We start from the raw sequence: 17,869 nt of genomic DNA, 5'->3' as shown, positions 1-17,869 counted from the left end.
GGTCTCCCTGCTGGACAACGGTAGTTGCTTTCGAAAGGTTGCGCCAAACACACGTTCGAGTGAAAAATCGCGGATGGCCTGACGCGATCATGTGTCTGGGTGTATGGCTAACGTGCCGCCTGCCGAACAAAAGGGCGCATTGTTGTACTCTTCACCGCCGGATGGCGACCTCGTGGGCTGCTGCCCCAGTCTGCCACCCAGTGCCCCATCGGCCGGGTAACGGCTCCCATCTGTGCGGGAATCCCACGTCCCCTCCTTGTGGCGCCCACGGTATCTCCGCATGCGTCGCAGCGATACGGCTGTGCGTCGTGTTCGCCGGGCATCGGGACGGTCGTATGGCACATGCCAATACGGGTGCGACACGCGTGTACGGCGTGTATGCCGTGCCAATCCCTACATGTAGTGCTTGGATTGCTACAGCAGCCCAGAAGTTGTGGTCCCCCGGGTCTCCGCACTCGCTGCGATCGCCTATGCTGGGGGCTGCTTCGAGGGGCCCATGGGGCTCAGCGAAGCTATTGAGTCTGCTGTGAGGAGGGTTGGGAGATCATGCACTGCCCCTTCTGCAGGCACCCCGACAGCCGCGTCGTCGACAGTCGTACGACCGACGACGGCACGTCGATCCGCAGGCGCCGCCAGTGTCCGGACTGCTCCCGTCGTTTCACGACCGTGGAGACGTGCTCGCTGATGGTGGTCAAGCGGTCAGGAGTCACCGAGCCTTTCAGTCGTACCAAGGTCATCAACGGTGTGCGCAAGGCATGCCAGGGGAGGCCTGTCACCGAGGATGCGCTCGCCCAGCTCGGCCAACGGGTCGAGGAGGCCGTGCGGGCCACCGGAAGCGCCGAGTTGACCACTCATGACGTGGGGCTGGCCATACTCGGCCCGTTGCAGGAGCTCGATCTCGTCGCGTATCTGCGATTCGCCTCCGTCTACCGGGCGTTCGACTCGCTCGACGACTTCGAGGCCGCGATCGCGGAACTGAGGGAAGACACGGGGCCCCCCGCCGCGGACGACGAGGACCGCGGAGAGGCTGTGGGCGGCGACGAGGCCGTCTCGGGGAGCCAGGAAGACGAGCGCGGGCCCGGAGAGACTGCTCAGGTCCCCGAGCCCGCCCGCGCCGCCGACTGATCGGCGGGCCGGGCCGGGGTCAGGGCTCCGGGCCGGCCGGGCGGCGGCGAACCAAGACCTGTTGCGGGCGGTAGCGAGTGGGTGCCCGCAATACCAGACAGAACACCGTGCCACGGGAACAACGGGGCACTTCAGGGCGTTTACGCCCGTACAGGGAGGCGGCATGACAGAGACGGCGAGCGGTCCGGCACGGAGTTCCCGCGCCAAGGGCACCAAGGCGACTGCGAACAAGGGCCTGCGCATCGAGCGCATCCACACCACCCCCGGCGTGCATCCGTACGACGAGGTGGAATGGGCGCTTCGTGACGTCGTCATGACCAACTGGCGCGACGGCTCGGTCAACTTCGAGCAGCGTGGCGTCGAGTTCCCCGACTTCTGGTCGGTGAACGCGGTCAACATCGTCACCAGCAAGTACTTCCGCGGTGCCGTCGGCACCCCTCAGCGCGAGGTGAGCCTCAAGCAGCTCATCGACCGCATCGTGAAGACGTACCGGAAGGCCGGCGAGGACTACAAGTACTTCGCCTCGCCCGCCGACGCGGAGATCTTCGAGCACGAACTGGCGTACGCCCTCCTGCACCAGATCTTCAGCTTCAACAGCCCCGTGTGGTTCAACGTCGGCACGCCCCAGCCGCAGCAGGTTTCCGCCTGCTTCATCCTGTCCGTCGACGACTCCATGGAGTCGATCCTCGACTGGTACAAGGAAGAGGGCATGATCTTCAAGGGCGGCTCCGGCGCCGGCCTGAACCTCTCCCGCATCCGCTCCTCCAAGGAGCTGCTGTCCTCGGGCGGCAACGCCTCGGGTCCCGTCTCCTTCATGCGCGGTGCCGACGCCTCCGCAGGAACGATCAAGTCGGGTGGCGCCACGCGTCGCGCCGCCAAGATGGTCATCCTCGACGTCGACCACCCCGACATCGAGGACTTCATCGAGACCAAGGTGAAGGAAGAGGAGAAGATCCGCGCCCTGCGCGACGCGGGCTTCGACATGGACCTGGGCGGCGACGACATCACGTCCGTCCAGTACCAGAACGCCAACAACTCGGTCCGCGTGAACGACGCGTTCATGAAGGCCGTCGAGACGGGCGGCAAGTTCGGCCTGACGTCCCGTATGACCGGCGAGGTCATCGAAGAGGTCGAGGCCAAGGCGCTGTTCCGCAAGATGGCCGAGGCCGCGTGGGCCTGTGCCGACCCGGGCATCCAGTACGACGACACCATCAACCACTGGCACACCTGCCCGGAGTCCGGCCGTATCAACGGCTCGAACCCCTGCAGCGAGTACATGCACCTGGACAACACGTCCTGCAACCTCGCCTCGCTGAACCTCATGAAGTTCCTGAAGGACGACGGCAAGGGCAACCAGTCCTTCGAGGTCGAGCGTTTCGCCAAGGTCGTCGAGCTCGTCATCACCGCGATGGACATCTCCATCTGCTTCGCGGACTTCCCGACGCAGAAGATCGGTGAGAACACGCGCGCGTTCCGCCAGCTCGGCATCGGCTACGCCAACCTCGGCGCCCTGCTGATGGCGACCGGCCACGCGTACGACTCCGACGGCGGCCGCGCCCTCGCCGGGTCCATCACCTCTCTGATGACCGGTACCTCGTACAGGCGTTCCGCCGAACTCGCCGCGGTCGTCGGCCCGTACGACGGCTACGCCCGCAACGCCCAGCCGCATCTGCGGGTCATGAAGCAGCACTCCGACGAGAACGGCAAGGCCGTCCGCGTGGACGACCTCGACACGCCGATCTGGGCCGCCGCCACGGAGGCCTGGCAGGATGTTCTGCGCCTCGGTGAGAAGAACGGTTTCCGTAACTCCCAGGCGTCGGTCATCGCCCCGACCGGAACCATCGGTCTCGCGATGTCCTGCGACACCACCGGCCTCGAGCCCGACCTCGCGCTGGTCAAGTTCAAGAAGCTGGTCGGCGGCGGCTCGATGCAGATCGTCAACGGCACCGTCCCGCAGGCCCTGCGCCGCCTGGGCTACCAGGAGGAGCAGATCGAGGCGATCGTCGCCCACATCGCCGAGAACGGCAATGTGATCGACGCCCCCGGGCTCAAGCACGAGCACTACGAGGTGTTCGACTGCGCCATGGGCGAGCGCTCCATCTCCGCGATGGGCCACGTCCGCATGATGGCCGCGATCCAGCCGTGGATCTCCGGTGCGCTCTCCAAGACGGTCAACCTGCCGGAGACGGCTACCGTCGAGGACGTCGAAGAGGTCTACTTCGAGGCGTGGAAGATGGGCGTGAAGGCGCTCGCCATCTACCGCGACAACTGCAAGGTCGGCCAGCCCCTCTCCGCGAAGACCAAGGAGAAGGAGAAGACCGAGGTCACGGAGAAGGCCGAGGCGACCATCCGCGAGACGGTCGAGAAGGTCATCGAGTACCGCCCGGTCCGCAAGCGCCTCCCGAAGGGCCGTCCCGGCATCACGACGTCCTTCACGGTCGGCGGCGCCGAGGGCTACATGACCGCCAACTCCTACCCGGACGACGGTCTCGGCGAGGTCTTCCTGAAGATGTCCAAGCAGGGCTCCACCCTCGCGGGCATGATGGACGCCTTCTCCATCGCGGTCTCCGTCGGTCTCCAGTACGGCGTGCCGCTGGAGACGTACGTCTCGAAGTTCACCAACATGCGCTTCGAGCCGGCCGGCATGACGGACGACCCGGACGTGCGGATGGCGCAGTCGATCGTCGACTACATCTTCCGCCGCCTGGCGCTCGACTTCCTGCCCTTCGAGACCCGCTCCGCGCTCGGCATCCACTCCGCCGAGGAGCGTCAGCGCCACCTCGAGACCGGCTCCTACGAGCCGACGGAGGAGGAGGTCGACGTCGAGGGTCTGGCCCAGTCGGCGCCGCGTACCCAGGAGCTGAAGGCCGTGGCCACGCCGCGTGCCGAGGTCGAGGCGGCCAAGCCCGCCCCGCAGCAGGCCCACACCAGCGCCGAGTTGGTGGAGATGCAGCTGGGCATCCAGGCCGACGCCCCGCTGTGCTTCTCCTGCGGTACGAAGATGCAGCGGGCCGGTTCCTGCTACATCTGCGAGGGTTGCGGCTCCACCAGCGGCTGCAGCTGATGTGAGGTAGGTCGTCCGGGGCGGTGCAGTCGTACGTCGACTGCACCGCCTTCGGCTTTTCCGTTTCTCCACAGAGCGATCACACGTTAGGCTCCCCCAGCGCACGACCGGCGCGAACGGCAGGGTGGGGGACACGGGGAACATGGCTGAGCAGCAGATTGCCGATGCCGCGGTGGGTGCGGGAGAGCCTGAGAAGGGCCCGAACGAGTGGGGTCAGGTCCTGGCGGCACTGGTGGTGGTCGGGGGTCTCGCGGCTCTTTTGTTGTCAGGGACCTTTCAGCAGAAGTCCAGCGACCCGCAACCAGCCGACTGTCACACCTCGGACGACGCCCGGCCGTCCAAGCCTGTCTCAGGGGTGCAGTTGTGCACGGCGCTGAACCGGGCGGACCTGCCGACACTGCTCGGCACGCCGACCGAGTACGCGATGAACGCCAGCGGCAACGAGAGTGTGGGCAACTGGGCCGACGGCACCAAGACCGTCACGCCCGAGGCGGAGGTCCAGCTGGACACCTACACCGTGAACCTCTCGACGTCCGACGACGACATCCCGGTGGCCGAGATGGCCGGCTTCCTGGGGAGGTCGGCGGAGAACAGGACCATAGGCGGGCACCCGGCGGTCCTCTACTCGGACCGGACCATCGCCCTCAAATTCAACCTCGGCGGGGGCAAGGTCGACACCGGCCCCGGCGGTATTGCCCGCAGCCTTCTGGTCGCCAAGGACACCAAGGACGGCGGCGGCTTCTACGAGGTCTCCATATGGCGTCAGGACGATGTCCCGCCCGATGACCTCGCGTTGTTCCGCGTCGCCGAGACGGTGCTGCCGACGGTCCCGGGCTGGACCGTCGGCTGAGGCGTCACTCCCGGCCCATGCTCCGGGTGAACGTCGCGGGGTCGTCCTCGAAGCCTCGGATGCCCGGGTGGAAGTCCCAGGTGCCGGATTCCTGACGTACGAACTCCCCGATCCTCGCGGCCGTGGCACCGAGGACGCCGCCGAAGTCGTCCTCGGCCAGGACCGTGTAGCCCTCCCGTATGCGCAGGCCCGGGTTGATCACGCCGACGAAGGTGCGGGGCACGTCGCGCTGCTGGATGACGGCGCCGACGACCACGCGCGTGTACCGGTCGTCCAGCCGGTCGAGTTCGAGGGTCATGACCTCGTCCCAGCCGAAGCCCTTGCCGTCCTTGCTGTCCCGGTTGAGATAGATGGTGCCGTCGGGGGAACGACTGTCGAAGTGCACCACATACGCGGGATCGCCGTACGGATCGCTCGCCACGTAGGTGGCGGCGACGATGTCCAGGTCGGTGGGCGGTTGCCCCGCCGGACTGGGATCCCACTTGAGCGCGACCTCGACCTTGCGGATCCCCTTGTTGATGCCGCTCACCAGATGTCCCCTTCCCCCTGTGGCCATGGTCCGAACTGCCGGTCGGGCAGGACCGGTTGTCCATCCTGCCACGCGCGTGTGTCACTCGTGGGTCACCTCTGCCGCCGAGCGTGACCGGCGCCACGCTCCTGGGCCTTACCATGGCGCGGTGCTGGTCAAGTGGATTCGCTGCACCGTGGTGGACCGCCGCGGCTTCGAGCGGGGGCAGCGAAAGTGGGCGGGGCTTCTGGGAGAGCCGGGGTTTCGGGGACAGGGCGGAGGCTGGAGCCGGGGGCGGCAGGGTGTGGCGCACATCTTCTCCTTCTGGGAGAGCCGTTCCTTCTACGACTCCTTCATGGCGCGTTCCCACGACCGGCTCGCGGCGGCCCAGTCCGGCACGTTCAAGGACATCCAGGTCAAACTGTTCGACTACCGCTTCGACGTGAAGACGGGCTTCGAGCCCCGCTTCACCGACGCCGACCTGGTGCGATTCGCTCACTGCCGTGTCCATGAGGAGCGCGCGGAGCATTTCACCCTCATGCAGGAGAAGGTCTGGAATCCGGCGATGGCCGGCTCACCCGGCATGATCCGCGGCTTGTTCGGCGAGGCTCCGGGACACGAGTTCCTTGTGCTCTCGATGTGGCGGTCGGCCGCCGAGCACGGCAAGTACCGCACCGAACGGGTGGAACGGCTCGCGCTGAGGGCTCAGACCGAGGCCGACGTCGCCGCCCTCACGGGTGACATCCTGGACCTCGAACCGGCCTGGACGGTTTGATGTCCGAACTCACCGGACGGGCGCCTCTGCGCGGCCGATGGTGCGGGAAATGTGTGACCTACGCCGTATGGAGCCCGTACGAGTCCTCGATACGCCCTCACTCGATCTAGGGTCTTGGCATGGCACGACCACGGCGAATCGTCCTTGTCCGGCACGGGGAGTCAACGGGCAATGTTGATGACACCGTGTATGAGCGCGAGCCCGATCACGCCCTGGCCCTGACGGAACGGGGCTGGCGGCAGGCGGAGGAGACCGGAAAACGGCTGCGGGAGGTGCTGGGCCGCGAACAGGTCAGTGTGTACGTCTCCCCGTACCGTCGTACGCACGAGACCCTTCGCGCCTTCCATCTGGACCCCGACCTCATACGGGTGCGCGAGGAACCCCGGCTGCGGGAGCAGGACTGGGGGAACTGGCAGGACCGCGACGACGTACGTCTTCAGAAGGCGTACCGCGACGCCTACGGACACTTCTTCTACCGGTTCGCGCAGGGCGAGTCCGGGGCCGATGTGTACGACCGGGTCGGCGGCTTCCTGGAGAGCCTGTACCGCAGCTTCGAGGCGCCCGACCATCCGCCGAACGTCCTGATCGTCACGCACGGCCTGGCCATGCGGCTGTTCTGCATGCGCTGGTTCCACTGGACGGTCGCCGAATTCGAGTCGCTGTCGAATCCGGGGAACGCGGAGATGCGGATGCTCGTTCTCGGGGACGACGGGAAGTACGCCCTTGACCGGCCCTTCGGACGCTGGCGAGAGCCGGAACCGTACGGGATCACCGATTAGAGTGGCTGACCGATGACCGCTGACTCCTCACCCGACGGGCGCCTGCACCGCGCCCTGGCCAGTCTGCGCGGCCTGGCCGTGGGAGACGCGCTGGGCTCGCAGTTCTTCGTGCCGGTGAACTACCCCCTGCTCAAGAACCGCGAGCTGCCGCCCGGCAACTGGCAGTGGACGGACGACACCGAGATGGCCTGCTCGGTCGTGGCCGTCCTGGCCGCCCACCACCGCGTCGACCAGGATGCCCTGGCCTGGTCCTTCGCCGAGCACCACGACTTCGACCGGGGGTACGGCCCCGCCGTCAACCGACTGCTGCGGCTGGTCCGCGAGGGCGGTGACTGGCGTGAGCTCGCCGCGGCCCTCTTCAATGGGCAGGGTTCCTGGGGCAACGGAGCCGCGATGCGCATCGCGCCCCTCGGCGCCTTCTACGCGGACGACCCGGAGCAGGCGACCCACCAGGCGGAGATCTCGGCCTACCCCACGCATCAGCACCGGGAGGCGGTCGTCGGCGCCATGGCCGTTGCCGCGGCCGCCGCGCTGGCCGCCGCCCCCGGTGGCCCGCCCAGCCCTGGTGCGCTTCTGGACGGTGTCATCGCGCTCGTCCCGAAGAGTGCCGTCGGCGCGGGGCTCAGGCGGGCCCGCGACATGCTCGACTACGGCGACGCCTCCACCGTCGCGGCCGTGCTGGGATGCGGGCGCCGTACCACGGCCCATGACACCGTGCCGTTCGCTGTCTGGTCCGCCGCCCGGTCCCTGGGTGACTACGAAGAGGCGTTCTGGACGACCGCCCAGGTCGGCGGCGACGTGGACACGACCTGCGCCATCGTGGGCGGTGTGATCGCCGCGGGGAAGGCCGGGACGCCGCCCGCCGAGTGGGTGGAACGGACCGAGGCGTTTCCGGAGTGGTTGCGGGTGCCGGAGTAGGAGCCCGTGCCGGACCGCGCCATCTCATCGAAACTCTTCGTGCATGACGGGAACTCTGCGTAACCAGCGGCTCGTTGTGATGACAGTGCCGTGCGACGGGTGGGCCGGTGCGCGCAGGAGGGACGTGAGAGGGGCGGGGGTGCAGCCATGGGGTGGTTGTTGCCGTTCGCCCTGCTGAGCGCGGTGCTTTTGGTGCGGATGGCCGGACCGCCGTCCTCGCCGTCGATCCCCCGGACCCGGTCCGGCCATCCGCGGCTCACCGCGGGCTCGGCTCCCTCAGCCGAGACCCGGTCCGGCCGTGCCGGCGAGCGCCTCCAGATCACTCTTGCGCACCTTGATCACCAACCAGGCGGTGGCCAGGGCCAGTACGGCCATCGAGGCGGCGGCCACGAAGCCCGACGAGATGCCCTGGGCGAGCACCTCGTGCCCCCACGGGGCGGGCAGTTGGTGCGTCTTGGTGAACTCCGCCTTCTGTTCCGCCGAACCGTCGGCCATGAAATGCGGCAGCTGCTTCTTCGCCTCGTCCTTGCTGGCCGACCCGAACACCGTCGTCAGGATGGACAGACCGAGCGAACCGCCGACCTGCTGGGTGGTGTTGAGCAGCCCGGACGCCGCGCCGGCCTCGTGCTGGGCGACGCCGGAGACCGCGGTGATCGTCAGTGTCACGAAGTTCAGGCCCATACCGAAGCCGAAGATCAGCATGGGTCCCAGCACTCCACCGACGTAGGAGCTGTCGGAGCTGATGAGGGCCTGCCAGGCGAGCCCGGCCACCGCGAGCGCCGAACCGGCGAGCATGAACGGCTTGGGGCCGAGCACCGGCAGGAATCGCTGCGACAGGCCCGCGCCCAGCGCGATGACGACGGTCACGGGCAGGAAGGCGAGACCGGCCTCGATCGGGGTGTAGTCCAGGACGTTCTGGACGAAGAGCACGATGTAGAAGAACATGCCGAACATCGCGGCAGCGAGACTCAACATGATCACGTACGTGCCCGAGCGGTTGCGGTCGGCGAACATCCGCAGGGGGGTGATCGGTTCCTTGGCGCGCGACTCGATGAACGCGAAGGCGAGCAGGAGCACCACGGCGATGCCGAAGGACCCGATGGTCAGGTTGTCCCGCCAGCCCTCGTCGGCGGCGCGGATGAAGCCGTAGACCAGCAGGGCCATGCCTCCCGTGGAGGTCAGGGCGCCCGCGATGTCGAAGCGGCCGCTGTGCCGTTGCGACTCGCTGATGTACATCGGGGTGAGTACGGCGATCAGCACACCGATCGGCACGTTGACGAAGAGCACCCATCGCCAGTCGAGCCACTCGGTGAGCATGCCTCCCGCCAGCAGGCCTATGGCGCCGCCGCCGGCCGAGACGGCGGCGAAGACACCGAAGGCCCGGTTCCGCTCAGGCCCTTCGGGAAACGTGGTGGTGATCAGTGCCAGCGAGGTCGGCGACGCGATCGCGCCACCCACGCCCTGGAGAACACGGGCGGCCAGCAGTTGCCAGGGCTCCTGGGCGAGACCGCCGAGCAGCGAGGCGAAGGTGAACAGCAGGATGCCGGTCATGAAGACCCGGCGGCGCCCGAGGATGTCACCGGCGCGGCCGCCCAGAAGCAGCAGGCCGCCGAAGGTGAGTGTGTAGGCGCTGACGACCCAGGTGAGGTCGGTGGTGCTGAACTTGAGAGCGTCTTGAATGTGCGGCAGTGCGATGTTCACAATCGTCGCGTCGAGTACCACCATGAGTTGGCAGGCCGCGATGACGGCGAGCGCGATGCCGGGTCGCCCTTCCCGGCGGGCCGCACCTGGTTTCTGATGCTTGATCAACTGAGAGGTTGTCACTATGGGTCCCCCACAAGCGGGTTAGTGAACGGTCGCGTTCACTGTTGCGTCAACGGTAGTGAGTCCCCAGTAGTGAACGCAAGCGTTCACTTGCGTTTGTTGGCGCGTGGCGTGTCCCCCTGTGTCGCCGCGCGATGCTCCGTCCCTCCCCGAAATCCCCCGCTTCCCTGTTGCTGGAGACACTCAGATGGTTACCTCGCGCTGGACGGCCGCCCCCGCTCAGACGGCCTCCCCCCGTCGGCGTGGCGCCGTGCTGGAGCGTGCGATTCTCGACGCCGCGCTGGAGCAGCTCAGCACGGTCGGCTGGAACGGCCTCACGATGGAAGGCGTCGCCGCCGGAGCCCAGACCGGCAAGGCCGCGGTCTATCGCCGCTGGCCGTCCAAGGAGGACCTCGTCGCGGACGCCCTTCGGGCCGGACTGCCGCGCTTCGAGGAGGCCCCCGACCTCGGCGGCGTGCGCGAGGACCTGCTCGAGCTGTGCCGCCAAGCGCGCGAGGCGATGTTCTCGCGACCCGGCTCCGCGCTGCGTTCCGTCATTCACGAATGCGACCAGACTCAGGCGGAGCGCTTCCATGCCGTGATCTTCAACGGGGTCGTGGAGCCGAGCGTCAAGCTGCTTCGCCAGATCATCACCCGTGGAGTAGGGCGGGGCGAGGTGCGGCCTGACGCGGCGAACGACTATGTCTTCGATGCCATCCCGGCCATGATGATGTACCGCTCCAAGATGCGCGGTAGCGAATGGGATGACCAGGATGTCGAAGAGATGATCGACCGGTTCATGCTGCCGCTGCTGCGGTCGAGCGGACCGTGAGCGCCCTTCGCGGACGGCTCGACGCCGTCCGGGGAAACCGGGTGTCGCGGGGTGATCCGAACGGCGTAGGCTAAGGGCGCCATGCCGTACGAACCGCCTACTCACACCGTCGAGCGCTCTCTTCGTGCCACAACCGGAGCGAAGATCATCGCCGGTGTCGACGAGGTGGGGCGAGGTGCCTGGGCCGGCCCTGTCACCGTCTGCGCGGCGGTCACCGGACTGCGCCGACCGCCCCAAGGCCTCACCGACTCCAAGCTGCTCAGCGTCAAACGCCGCACCGAACTCGCCGAGGAACTACGGACATGGGTGACGTCGTACGCCCTGGGTCACGCGTCTCCGGAAGAGATCGACCACATGGGCATGACGGCCGCCCTGCGGATCGCCGCCGTGCGCGCCCTAGAGGCACTTCCGGTCCGGCCGGACGCGGTGATCCTCGACGGGAAGCACGACTATCTCGGAACGCCCTGGAAGGTCCGGACCGTGATCAAGGGCGACCAATCCTGTGTGGCGGTCGCGGCGGCCTCGGTGATCGCCAAGGTTCAGCGCGACAAAATGATGGCCGAACTGGGTATCGACCATGCAGACTTCGGTTTCGCGGCCAACGCCGGGTATCCCTCACCCGTGCACAAGGCCGCGCTGGAAGTTCGGGGCCCCACCCCGTACCACCGGTTGTCGTGGGCGTATCTTGATGCGCTGCCTCAGTGGCGGCACCTCAAGAAGGCCCGCAGCTGGGCGGACGGAAGCGTTCCGGCGATCGAGGGCCAGCTCGGCTTCGATTTCTGACGATTCCGCTCGCACTGATGTGCCACCCGCTGACGCGAGCCGCACCAACGTTTGATAAATATCAGCCCATGCCTCTCATTCCCGAGGAGCCTCAGATTCACGAGAGTGCCCAGGGTCCCCGCGCCACTCCGGCCAGCGGCCGCACCGCGCCGACCCCCCGTCCCGTACCCGGTCCACGCCCCGTGGCTCCGCCGCGCCCCGGTCGTCCCGGCCCGCTGCGGCCCGCGCCGCCAGTGCAGCGGACGCCGCACGATGTGGCCGTGGCCAAGCCCGCAGTGCCGGGCCCCGCTGCCCCTGCCACCTCCGCCCCCACCCCGGTCTCGGCTCCAGCCGCGGCTTCGGCGGCCCCGCAGCTCCAGCTCATCCCGGCCTCGGCCGTCGGTGCGCTCGACGCTGCCGAGGAAGCCGTGGACCTGCTGCTGGAGTCCGGCCGCGCCCCCGGTGAGGTGCTGGTGATCACCACCGGTGAACAGCATCCGTGGGCCGCCCATGAGCTGTCCTTCGGTGAAACCGCCTACTGGGCCCAGCACGACGCCGGTGACGACGTGTTCTACGCGGACGCCACGACTGCCTCGCGTGCCACGTCCCGTCCGGTGGTCGTGGTCGCCGTCAACGGCGGTTCCGCCGCCGCTGTCGCCGAGGCCCTGCCTCTGGCCCACGCCCGGGCCGGTGCCCTGCTGATCGTCTGTGGCGACCCGCAGCAGATCAACTCGGTACTGGGCGTCGGCGTCTGAGCCGGTTTCGGTAGGTCCGGAAGGACACCGGGGGCGAGGAGAGGTGCCGCTTGCGCGGCACCTGCACAGTGAGCTCTCAGGCATGCCCGCGTTCGAGTGGACGTCCGGTTCGGACCTCATGCCGAGCCGGTTCAGGAAGTGTGCGCACCCGGTGCGTCACGACGTCGGGGGCCGTACGTCACGGACGTACGGCCGAAGAACGGTGATCGGGACGGACTCGGCTTCAGCGAGCCGCCGCGCGGCGCAGGACCTCAGATGCGGCGCCGCCGGTGCGCGGGAGCAGAGGCGGTGACTCGGACGTGGCGAAGGGCTCCGGCGTCGAGTCCGCGTTCGGCCGACGTCCGCCGCGTCCCTCGCCGAGCACCTGCCACCCGTCGCGCGTCAGCGTGATGTACGCCCCGCAGCGCAGCCCGTGCAGGGTGCAGGCGTCACGCAGCCCCCACATCCACGCACCGTCCTCCTCCGTCCAACGCGCGTCGCCCTCGCGGCAGTAGAGCAGCACGGCGGTGCGTACGGGGGTGCGGCGCCGCAGGTCGTGCGGGATCACCCGGCGCAGCTGGGCCAGCAGCGTGTTCCGGAACATCCAGCCGTCGGCCGGTGCCGGACGGCGCGTGAACGAGGCGCTCGCCCGCAGCCGTTCGTCCGGATCGAGGACCGCCACGATCGCGGTCGCCGGTTTGGGACGGTGCCGCGAGTGCAACCCGCTGACGACCTCACGCGGGTTGCGCAGCAGCGGGATGCCGGCCTCGGCCCACTCGGCGGGTTCGAGCAGACGGGCCAGAGGGTTGGCGGATGCGGCGGACAGGTCGGCTGACGACGTGGACGCCGCGGAGGACGGAGCGAGTCCGAAGGTCACGGTCCTCCCTTCGGCTACGCGCCCATACGGCGGGCGGGGTCGGATTCGGGGGAAGCGCGCACCGCAGCAGAGCCCTACCGGTCTACCGGTCTACGGACAAGCCGTGCGGGGAGCGGACCTCAATTCTTCCTGTCGAACTTGGTTGCGGCAACGAGCAATTGGGTCCACCGACCCGAATCAGGTCGTTCGTGGCTTATATCCCTACCCAGTGTTCTGGCGGGCGACGCCCGGGACCTCCGAGCCCGGAGGTTCGAGGCCCGCATCCGTCGCGCGCGTGACGCTCTGCCGGCTGCGGTGCCTGCTCAGCCACGGACGGCCAGCACCAGAGGCAACACCCCCTGGGCACCTGACCGCAACAGCAGTCGGGCGGTGACTGCGAGGGTCCAGCCGGTATCGGTCATGTCGTCGACGAGCAGGACGGGACCTGCCGCTGCCTGCAGCGCTTCCCGGAGGGGCGGCGGCACGACGATCGCCCCGTGCAGGGCCCGCAGACGCTGAGCACTGTTGGAGCGGGGCAGGGCCACATCGGCGGTGTCGTCCGTGTAGGCGAGGGATCCCAGGAACGGCAGACGGCCGACGGCGGAGATCCGGCTGCCCAGCGAGTGAACCAACTGGGGCCGGCCGCGCGAGGGAACGGTGACCACCCCGACAGGACGGGCCGGTGCGTCCGGGGCGCCGGAGGCCCAGCCGTCGGGCGACTTGGCCCAGTCGGCCAGCACGGTCACGACGGCGTTCGCCACGTCGTCGGGGACGGGGGCGTCCGGAGTCCGGGGTGCGAGCAGCGGTCGCAGTCGGTTGCCCCAGCCGATGTCCGACAGTCGCCCGAGAGCCCGGCCCGGCAAGGCCTGTTCGCCGGACGGAATACGGCCCTTCAGGTCGACGCCGATGGCCGGCAGACCCGTCGGCCACATGCGGCGGGGCTCCACCACGACACCGGCACGGGAGAGCGAGCCGCCCGCCGTGTCCAGGGCGGCAACGGAGATGTCGGCGGTGAATCGGGGGCCCGCGCAGTTGTCGCAGCGGCCGCAGGGAGCCGCCTGTTCGTCGTCCAACTGCCGCCTCAGGAACTCCATACGGCAGCCCGTGGTGGTGGCGTAGTCGCGCATCGCCTGCTGTTCGGTGGCGCGCTGCTTGGCGACCCAGGCGTAGCGCTCGGTGTCGTACGACCAGGGCGCTCCGGTGGCGATCCAGCCGCCCTTGACCCGGTGGACCGCGCCGTCCACGTCCAGCACCTTGAGCATGATCTCCAAGCGGGTGCGGTTGAGCTCCACCAGCGGTTCGAGCGCGGGCAGCGACAGCGGCCGGTCCGCCCGGGCGAGGGCGTCCAGGGTGCGCCGTACGGCTTCTTCGGGTGGGAACGCGACGGAGGCGAAGTAGGACCAGATCGCCTCGTCCTCACGGCCGGGCAGGAGCAGCACCTCCGCGTGCTCGACACCGCGTCCCGCGCGGCCGACCTGCTGGTAGTAGGCGATGGGGGAGGAGGGTGAGCCGACATGGACGACGAAGCCGAGGTCGGGCTTGTCGAATCCCATGCCGAGCGCGGAAGTGGCCACCAGCGCCTTGACCTTGTTCGCGAGGAGGGCTTCCTCGGCCTGCTGGCGTTCGGCGTTCTCCGTCTTTCCCGTGTACGAGGTGACGGTGTGCCCGCACTGCCGCAGGAAGGCGGTGATCTCCTCGGCGGCGGCCACGGTCAGCGTGTAGATGATCCCGGAGCCCGGCAGGTCGTCCAGGTGATCGGCGAGCCAGGCCAGCCGGTGTGTGGCGTCGGGCAGGTGGAGCACGCCGAGGCTCAGGCTCTCGCGGTCGAGCGGGCCGCGCAGGACCAGTGCGTCCGAAGCGGTGCCGGTGCCCAGTTGCTCCGCTACGTCGGCGGTGACCCGGGCGTTGGCCGTGGCGGTGGTGGCCAGCACCGGCACCCCGGGCGGGAGGTCGGTGAGCATGGTGCGCAGCCGTCGGTAGTCGGGGCGGAAGTCGTGGCCCCAGTCGGAGATGCAGTGCGCCTCGTCGACGACGAGAAGGCCGGTGGCGGCCGACAGCTCCGGCAGGACGTTGTCGCGGAAGTCCGGGTTGTTGAGCCGTTCGGGGCTCACGAGCAGTACGTCCACGGTGCCCGCGGCGACCTCGGCGCGGATGGTCTCCCACTCCTCGGGGTTGGAGGAGTTGATGGTCCGGGCGTGGATGCCGGCCCGGGCGGCGGCCTCGACCTGGTTGCGCATGAGCGCGAGCAGCGGAGAGACGATCACGGTGGGTCCGGCGCCACGCTCGCGCAGCAGGGCCGTCGCCACGAAATACACCGCGGACTTGCCCCATCCTGTGCGCTGCACGACCAGGGCCCGGCGCTTGTCGGCGACCAGTGCCTCGATCGCCCGCCACTGGTCCTCGCGCAGCCGCGCCGATCCGGTGCTGTCCCCGACGAGCCGGACGAGGATCCCGTCGGCGGCCTCGCGCAACTCCGTCTTGCTCGTGTGCGTCATGCCCCCATACAACAGGACGCCTCCGACAGCGGGGCGTCTCGGTTGCCTGGCTGTGGATGACCGGACGGGGGTTGTCGTGGCCCTGATCGGACTTATCCACAGGCCCAAACGGAACCTCAAGATCCGCGAGATCGTCTGCGCATGACGAACCACAGCGAAGCGACTGGATCCGCCGCGAACGGCAATGACCGCGAGCGGAACCGCGACGGACGGAACGGCGAGGGGCGGCCCGGCGGCGGCCGGAGCAACACCGGAGGGCACGGCGGCGGACGGAACATCCCCGGACGGAGCGGCGACGGGCGGGACAACGACGGCACGGGGATCAGCGACCGCGTCGGATTCGACGCACATGGCGCCGAACACCAGGTCACCCTGCGGACTCCGGGCGAGCTGGCCGACGCTCTGCCCTACCTGCTCGGATACCGGCCCGAGGACAGCATCGTCCTGGTCGCCCTGCACGACCGGGGCGGCCGCGGCCGGTTCGGAGGGCGGGCCCGGCTGGGCATTCCCGCGAACAAGGACGACTGGCCGGCCGTCGCCCGGCAGCTGGCCCACGGGCTGATCACCGGCAGCGAGCGCAGGGGCGGCCGCCCCGAACAGATGGTCGCCTACCTCTGCCAGGAACCGGGGCCCGGCGAGACGGGCCGGCAGATCACGGAGCGGCTCGCCCCGCTCGCCGGTCTGCTGCGCACGGAGTGCGGTCGGCTCGACGTTCCTGTGATCGAGGCGTTGTGCATCTCCGACGGCCGCTACTGGTCGTACTGCTGCCCGAGCGAGGACTGCTGCCCCGCGGAGGGACTTCCGATGGGTCTGCCCGGCACATCGGTGCTCGCCGCCGCGGCCACGTACGCCGGACTGCAGGTGCGGGGGACCCTTCGCGAGTTGCGGGCCAGGCTGCAGCCCTGGGAGACCGCGGCCGCGCTGGAGCAGGAGGTCGCCCTGGACACCGCCGGCATGGCCCTGGTCCCCAGGATGCTCGACCAGGCGAGCCGGGTGGACGTGGCCGAGAGGACGCTGAGCCTGGCCCGGCACACCATGGCCCGCTTCGCCGAGGCGGCGCCCGTGTCGGGCCCGCTCCAGGCCGACCTGCGCGACGACGAAATCCTGGGGCACGAAGACGCGGCGGAACTCATCCTCGGGCTTCAGGACCGCACGACCCGGGACCGCGCGGCGGAGTGGATGGAGGCGGAGGAGGCCGGACCGGCCCTGCGTCTGTGGCGCGCGTTGGCCCGCCGGTGTGTCGGACCCTACGGCGAGCATGCGGCGGCGCCACTCACCCTCGCGGGATGGGTCGCCTGGTCCGCGGGCGACGAGATCGAGGCCAGGGAGGCGCTGGCCATGGCCCTGGGCGCAGATCCCAGCTATCTCTTCGCCCGGCTCCTGCACCAGGCATGCAACGAGGGACTCGACCCGGAATCCATCCGCCGCTGCCTGCGAGCGGAGCGCGAGGGGCGGGATGCACGCGCGCGGTCCGAGGTCGCTCGGTCCGCAGACGTGGAGTCGGCCGAGGACACGACGGGGCTGAACATGCCCGGTCCTGGCATGAGTCAGGCGTCATCCCCGCCCGCCTGCGAAGAAACCATGGAGCTGTCCGGGGACTCCAAGGACGCGCTGGCTGTGTGTCCGTCCCCTGCCGAAGGCGCGCTGCCGCCGTGCCCGTCCGGTGCCGACCGGAATCCGCCGATGCCACCGCCCACGGCCTCCCGCCGACGCAAGCGGGTGCGTCCCGGCGCTCGCGCCGATGCCCGTCCCCATCCCGCCGAGACGGAGGGGCGACAGCCCTGCGCCGAGGAGTCCCGCCCACGCTCCCGCCCGGCCCGCGGTACGCGTCCCGGTACGGTCCGCCGCACCACGGGCATGGGCGACGCACGCCGAGCCGAGGGCACTCGGCCCGGGGGCGAGGCCACCGAGGAAAAGCGATGAGCGACCGCTCGAAGGGTCTCGCACGAGGCTGGTCTCATCTGTGCCGTCGGGCGACGGCCCTGGCCCGCCGCCATTCGGTCGGCTTCCGGGCCCATGGGCGTGACCCTGAACAGGCCCGTCCCGTTCACCTGAGTGGCGGAACCCCCTACCGGGCCGTACCGCCGCATCGCCCATGCCCTTCAGGAGCCCCGCACCGGGCGCCGAACACGCCCGGGCCGCGCAGAGTGCAGAGGAAGCGCCCCTTGTATCAGCCGACTCCGCCCTCCGCCGACGACGGCCGCGCCGTCCTCGGCGTGCCGACGACGGTGTGGAAAGGAAGCGCCGGTCCGCTGCCGCGGGCCATGGACACCGGTACGCCTGAACCGATGTTTCCGAGAGGCACCGCGCACACCGCGGGGGCGGTGGAACACCGCCGGAATCCGAACCCGACTCCGGAACAGGATCG

14 protein-coding genes are annotated in these 17,869 nt (G+C 69.2%); 10 read left to right on the top strand and 4 right to left on the bottom strand.

What is annotated here, in order from left to right:
• Positions 1-546: 546 nt before the first annotated feature.
• The 3 genes from nrdR to D1369_RS10565 all read left to right on the top strand — a co-directional run bounded on the left by nrdR (position 547) and on the right by D1369_RS10565 (position 5,039).
• The gene (nrdR, locus tag D1369_RS10575) at positions 547-1,125 is read left to right on the top strand and encodes a transcriptional regulator NrdR (protein ID WP_007385162.1); all 579 of its coding nucleotides are present in this window, start codon (positions 547-549) and stop codon (positions 1,123-1,125) included.
• Positions 1,126-1,288: 163 nt separating this feature from the next.
• Entirely contained in the window at positions 1,289-4,189 is a 2,901-nt protein-coding gene (locus D1369_RS10570) for a vitamin B12-dependent ribonucleotide reductase (RefSeq protein ID WP_007385163.1), read from the top strand.
• Between the two features lie 142 nt (positions 4,190-4,331).
• A complete protein-coding gene (locus tag D1369_RS10565) occupies positions 4,332-5,039 on the top strand; it encodes a DUF6215 domain-containing protein (protein WP_050789759.1) in 708 nt (235 codons plus the stop codon).
• 4 nt (positions 5,040-5,043) lie between these two features.
• Here the strand turns inward: D1369_RS10565 and D1369_RS10560 are convergent, their stop codons facing one another.
• Positions 5,044-5,595: a TerD family protein gene (locus D1369_RS10560; RefSeq protein ID WP_082319469.1), complete on the bottom strand. Its 552-nt coding sequence runs from the start codon at positions 5,593-5,595 to the stop codon at positions 5,044-5,046.
• A 121-nt stretch (positions 5,596-5,716) separates the two neighbouring features.
• On the opposite strand from D1369_RS10560, the gene D1369_RS10555 reads away from it, so the two are divergent.
• The 3 genes from D1369_RS10555 to D1369_RS10545 all read left to right on the top strand — a co-directional run bounded on the left by D1369_RS10555 (position 5,717) and on the right by D1369_RS10545 (position 8,019).
• Positions 5,717-6,322, top strand: a complete 606-nt coding sequence (locus D1369_RS10555; protein WP_007385166.1) for a YdbC family protein — start codon at positions 5,717-5,719, stop codon at positions 6,320-6,322.
• Positions 6,323-6,441: 119 nt separating this feature from the next.
• Positions 6,442-7,101 carry a histidine phosphatase family protein gene (locus D1369_RS10550; protein ID WP_007385167.1) on the top strand — a complete coding sequence of 220 codons (660 nt, stop codon included), beginning with the start codon at positions 6,442-6,444 and terminating at the stop codon, positions 7,099-7,101.
• Positions 7,102-7,113: 12 nt separating this feature from the next.
• A complete protein-coding gene (locus D1369_RS10545; protein WP_007385168.1) occupies positions 7,114-8,019 on the top strand; it encodes an ADP-ribosylglycohydrolase family protein in 906 nt (301 codons plus the stop codon).
• A gap of 276 nt (positions 8,020-8,295) precedes the next feature.
• On the opposite strand, the gene D1369_RS10540 is transcribed toward D1369_RS10545, so the two are convergent.
• Entirely contained in the window at positions 8,296-9,843 is a 1,548-nt protein-coding gene (locus D1369_RS10540; protein ID WP_007385169.1) for an MFS transporter, read from the bottom strand.
• A 187-nt stretch (positions 9,844-10,030) separates the two neighbouring features.
• Here D1369_RS10540 and D1369_RS10535 point away from each other — a divergent pair, with 187 nt between their 5' ends.
• From D1369_RS10535 to D1369_RS10525, 3 genes are all read left to right on the top strand, one after another.
• The gene (locus D1369_RS10535; RefSeq protein ID WP_007385170.1) at positions 10,031-10,654 is read left to right on the top strand and encodes a TetR/AcrR family transcriptional regulator; all 624 of its coding nucleotides are present in this window, start codon (positions 10,031-10,033) and stop codon (positions 10,652-10,654) included.
• A gap of 81 nt (positions 10,655-10,735) precedes the next feature.
• Positions 10,736-11,437 carry a ribonuclease HII gene (locus D1369_RS10530; protein WP_007385171.1) on the top strand — a complete coding sequence of 234 codons (702 nt, stop codon included), beginning with the start codon at positions 10,736-10,738 and terminating at the stop codon, positions 11,435-11,437.
• A gap of 68 nt (positions 11,438-11,505) precedes the next feature.
• Positions 11,506-12,171 (top strand): hypothetical protein, encoded by a 666-nt coding sequence (locus tag D1369_RS10525; RefSeq protein ID WP_007385172.1) that lies wholly within the window; start codon positions 11,506-11,508, stop codon positions 12,169-12,171.
• A gap of 223 nt (positions 12,172-12,394) precedes the next feature.
• On the opposite strand, the gene D1369_RS10520 is transcribed toward D1369_RS10525, so the two are convergent.
• Positions 12,395-13,027, bottom strand: a complete 633-nt coding sequence (locus D1369_RS10520) for a hypothetical protein (protein ID WP_007385173.1) — start codon at positions 13,025-13,027, stop codon at positions 12,395-12,397.
• Between the two features lie 302 nt (positions 13,028-13,329).
• Positions 13,330-15,501 carry a RecQ family ATP-dependent DNA helicase gene (locus D1369_RS10515; protein WP_007385174.1) on the bottom strand — a complete coding sequence of 724 codons (2,172 nt, stop codon included), beginning with the start codon at positions 15,499-15,501 and terminating at the stop codon, positions 13,330-13,332.
• Between the two features lie 141 nt (positions 15,502-15,642).
• Here D1369_RS10515 and D1369_RS10510 point away from each other — a divergent pair, with 141 nt between their 5' ends.
• Positions 15,643-17,424 carry a DUF4192 domain-containing protein gene (locus D1369_RS10510; RefSeq protein ID WP_007385175.1) on the top strand — a complete coding sequence of 594 codons (1,782 nt, stop codon included), beginning with the start codon at positions 15,643-15,645 and terminating at the stop codon, positions 17,422-17,424.
• Positions 17,425-17,869 lie beyond the last annotated feature (445 nt).

The organism is Streptomyces sp. CC0208 (genome assembly GCF_003443735.1).
In the GTDB taxonomy this organism is placed as follows: Bacteria; Actinomycetota; Actinomycetes; order Streptomycetales; family Streptomycetaceae; genus Streptomyces; species Streptomyces sviceus.
Note: the sequence above shows the minus strand (reverse complement) of the source record. Positions and strands in the feature narration are given on the sequence as shown.

What these genes read in the sequence shown, in the direction of transcription:
- D1369_RS10565 (WP_050789759.1), top strand. Translation starts at nt 4,332, where the DNA reads ATGGCTGAGCAGCAGATTGCCGATGCCGCGGTGGGTGCGGGAGAGCCT.
- D1369_RS10510 (WP_007385175.1), top strand. Translation starts at nt 15,643, where the DNA reads ATGACGAACCACAGCGAAGCGACTGGATCCGCCGCGAACGGCAATGAC.
- D1369_RS10560 (WP_082319469.1), bottom strand. Translation starts at nt 5,595, where the DNA reads ATGGCCACAGGGGGAAGGGGACATCTGGTGAGCGGCATCAACAAGGGG.
- D1369_RS10525 (WP_007385172.1), top strand. Translation starts at nt 11,506, where the DNA reads ATGCCTCTCATTCCCGAGGAGCCTCAGATTCACGAGAGTGCCCAGGGT.
- D1369_RS10530 (WP_007385171.1), top strand. Translation starts at nt 10,736, where the DNA reads ATGCCGTACGAACCGCCTACTCACACCGTCGAGCGCTCTCTTCGTGCC.
- D1369_RS10570 (WP_007385163.1), top strand. Translation starts at nt 1,289, where the DNA reads ATGACAGAGACGGCGAGCGGTCCGGCACGGAGTTCCCGCGCCAAGGGC.
- D1369_RS10545 (WP_007385168.1), top strand. Translation starts at nt 7,114, where the DNA reads ATGACCGCTGACTCCTCACCCGACGGGCGCCTGCACCGCGCCCTGGCC.
- D1369_RS10515 (WP_007385174.1), bottom strand. Translation starts at nt 15,501, where the DNA reads ATGACGCACACGAGCAAGACGGAGTTGCGCGAGGCCGCCGACGGGATC.
- D1369_RS10535 (WP_007385170.1), top strand. Translation starts at nt 10,031, where the DNA reads ATGGTTACCTCGCGCTGGACGGCCGCCCCCGCTCAGACGGCCTCCCCC.
- nrdR (WP_007385162.1), top strand. Translation starts at nt 547, where the DNA reads ATGCACTGCCCCTTCTGCAGGCACCCCGACAGCCGCGTCGTCGACAGT.
- D1369_RS10550 (WP_007385167.1), top strand. Translation starts at nt 6,442, where the DNA reads ATGGCACGACCACGGCGAATCGTCCTTGTCCGGCACGGGGAGTCAACG.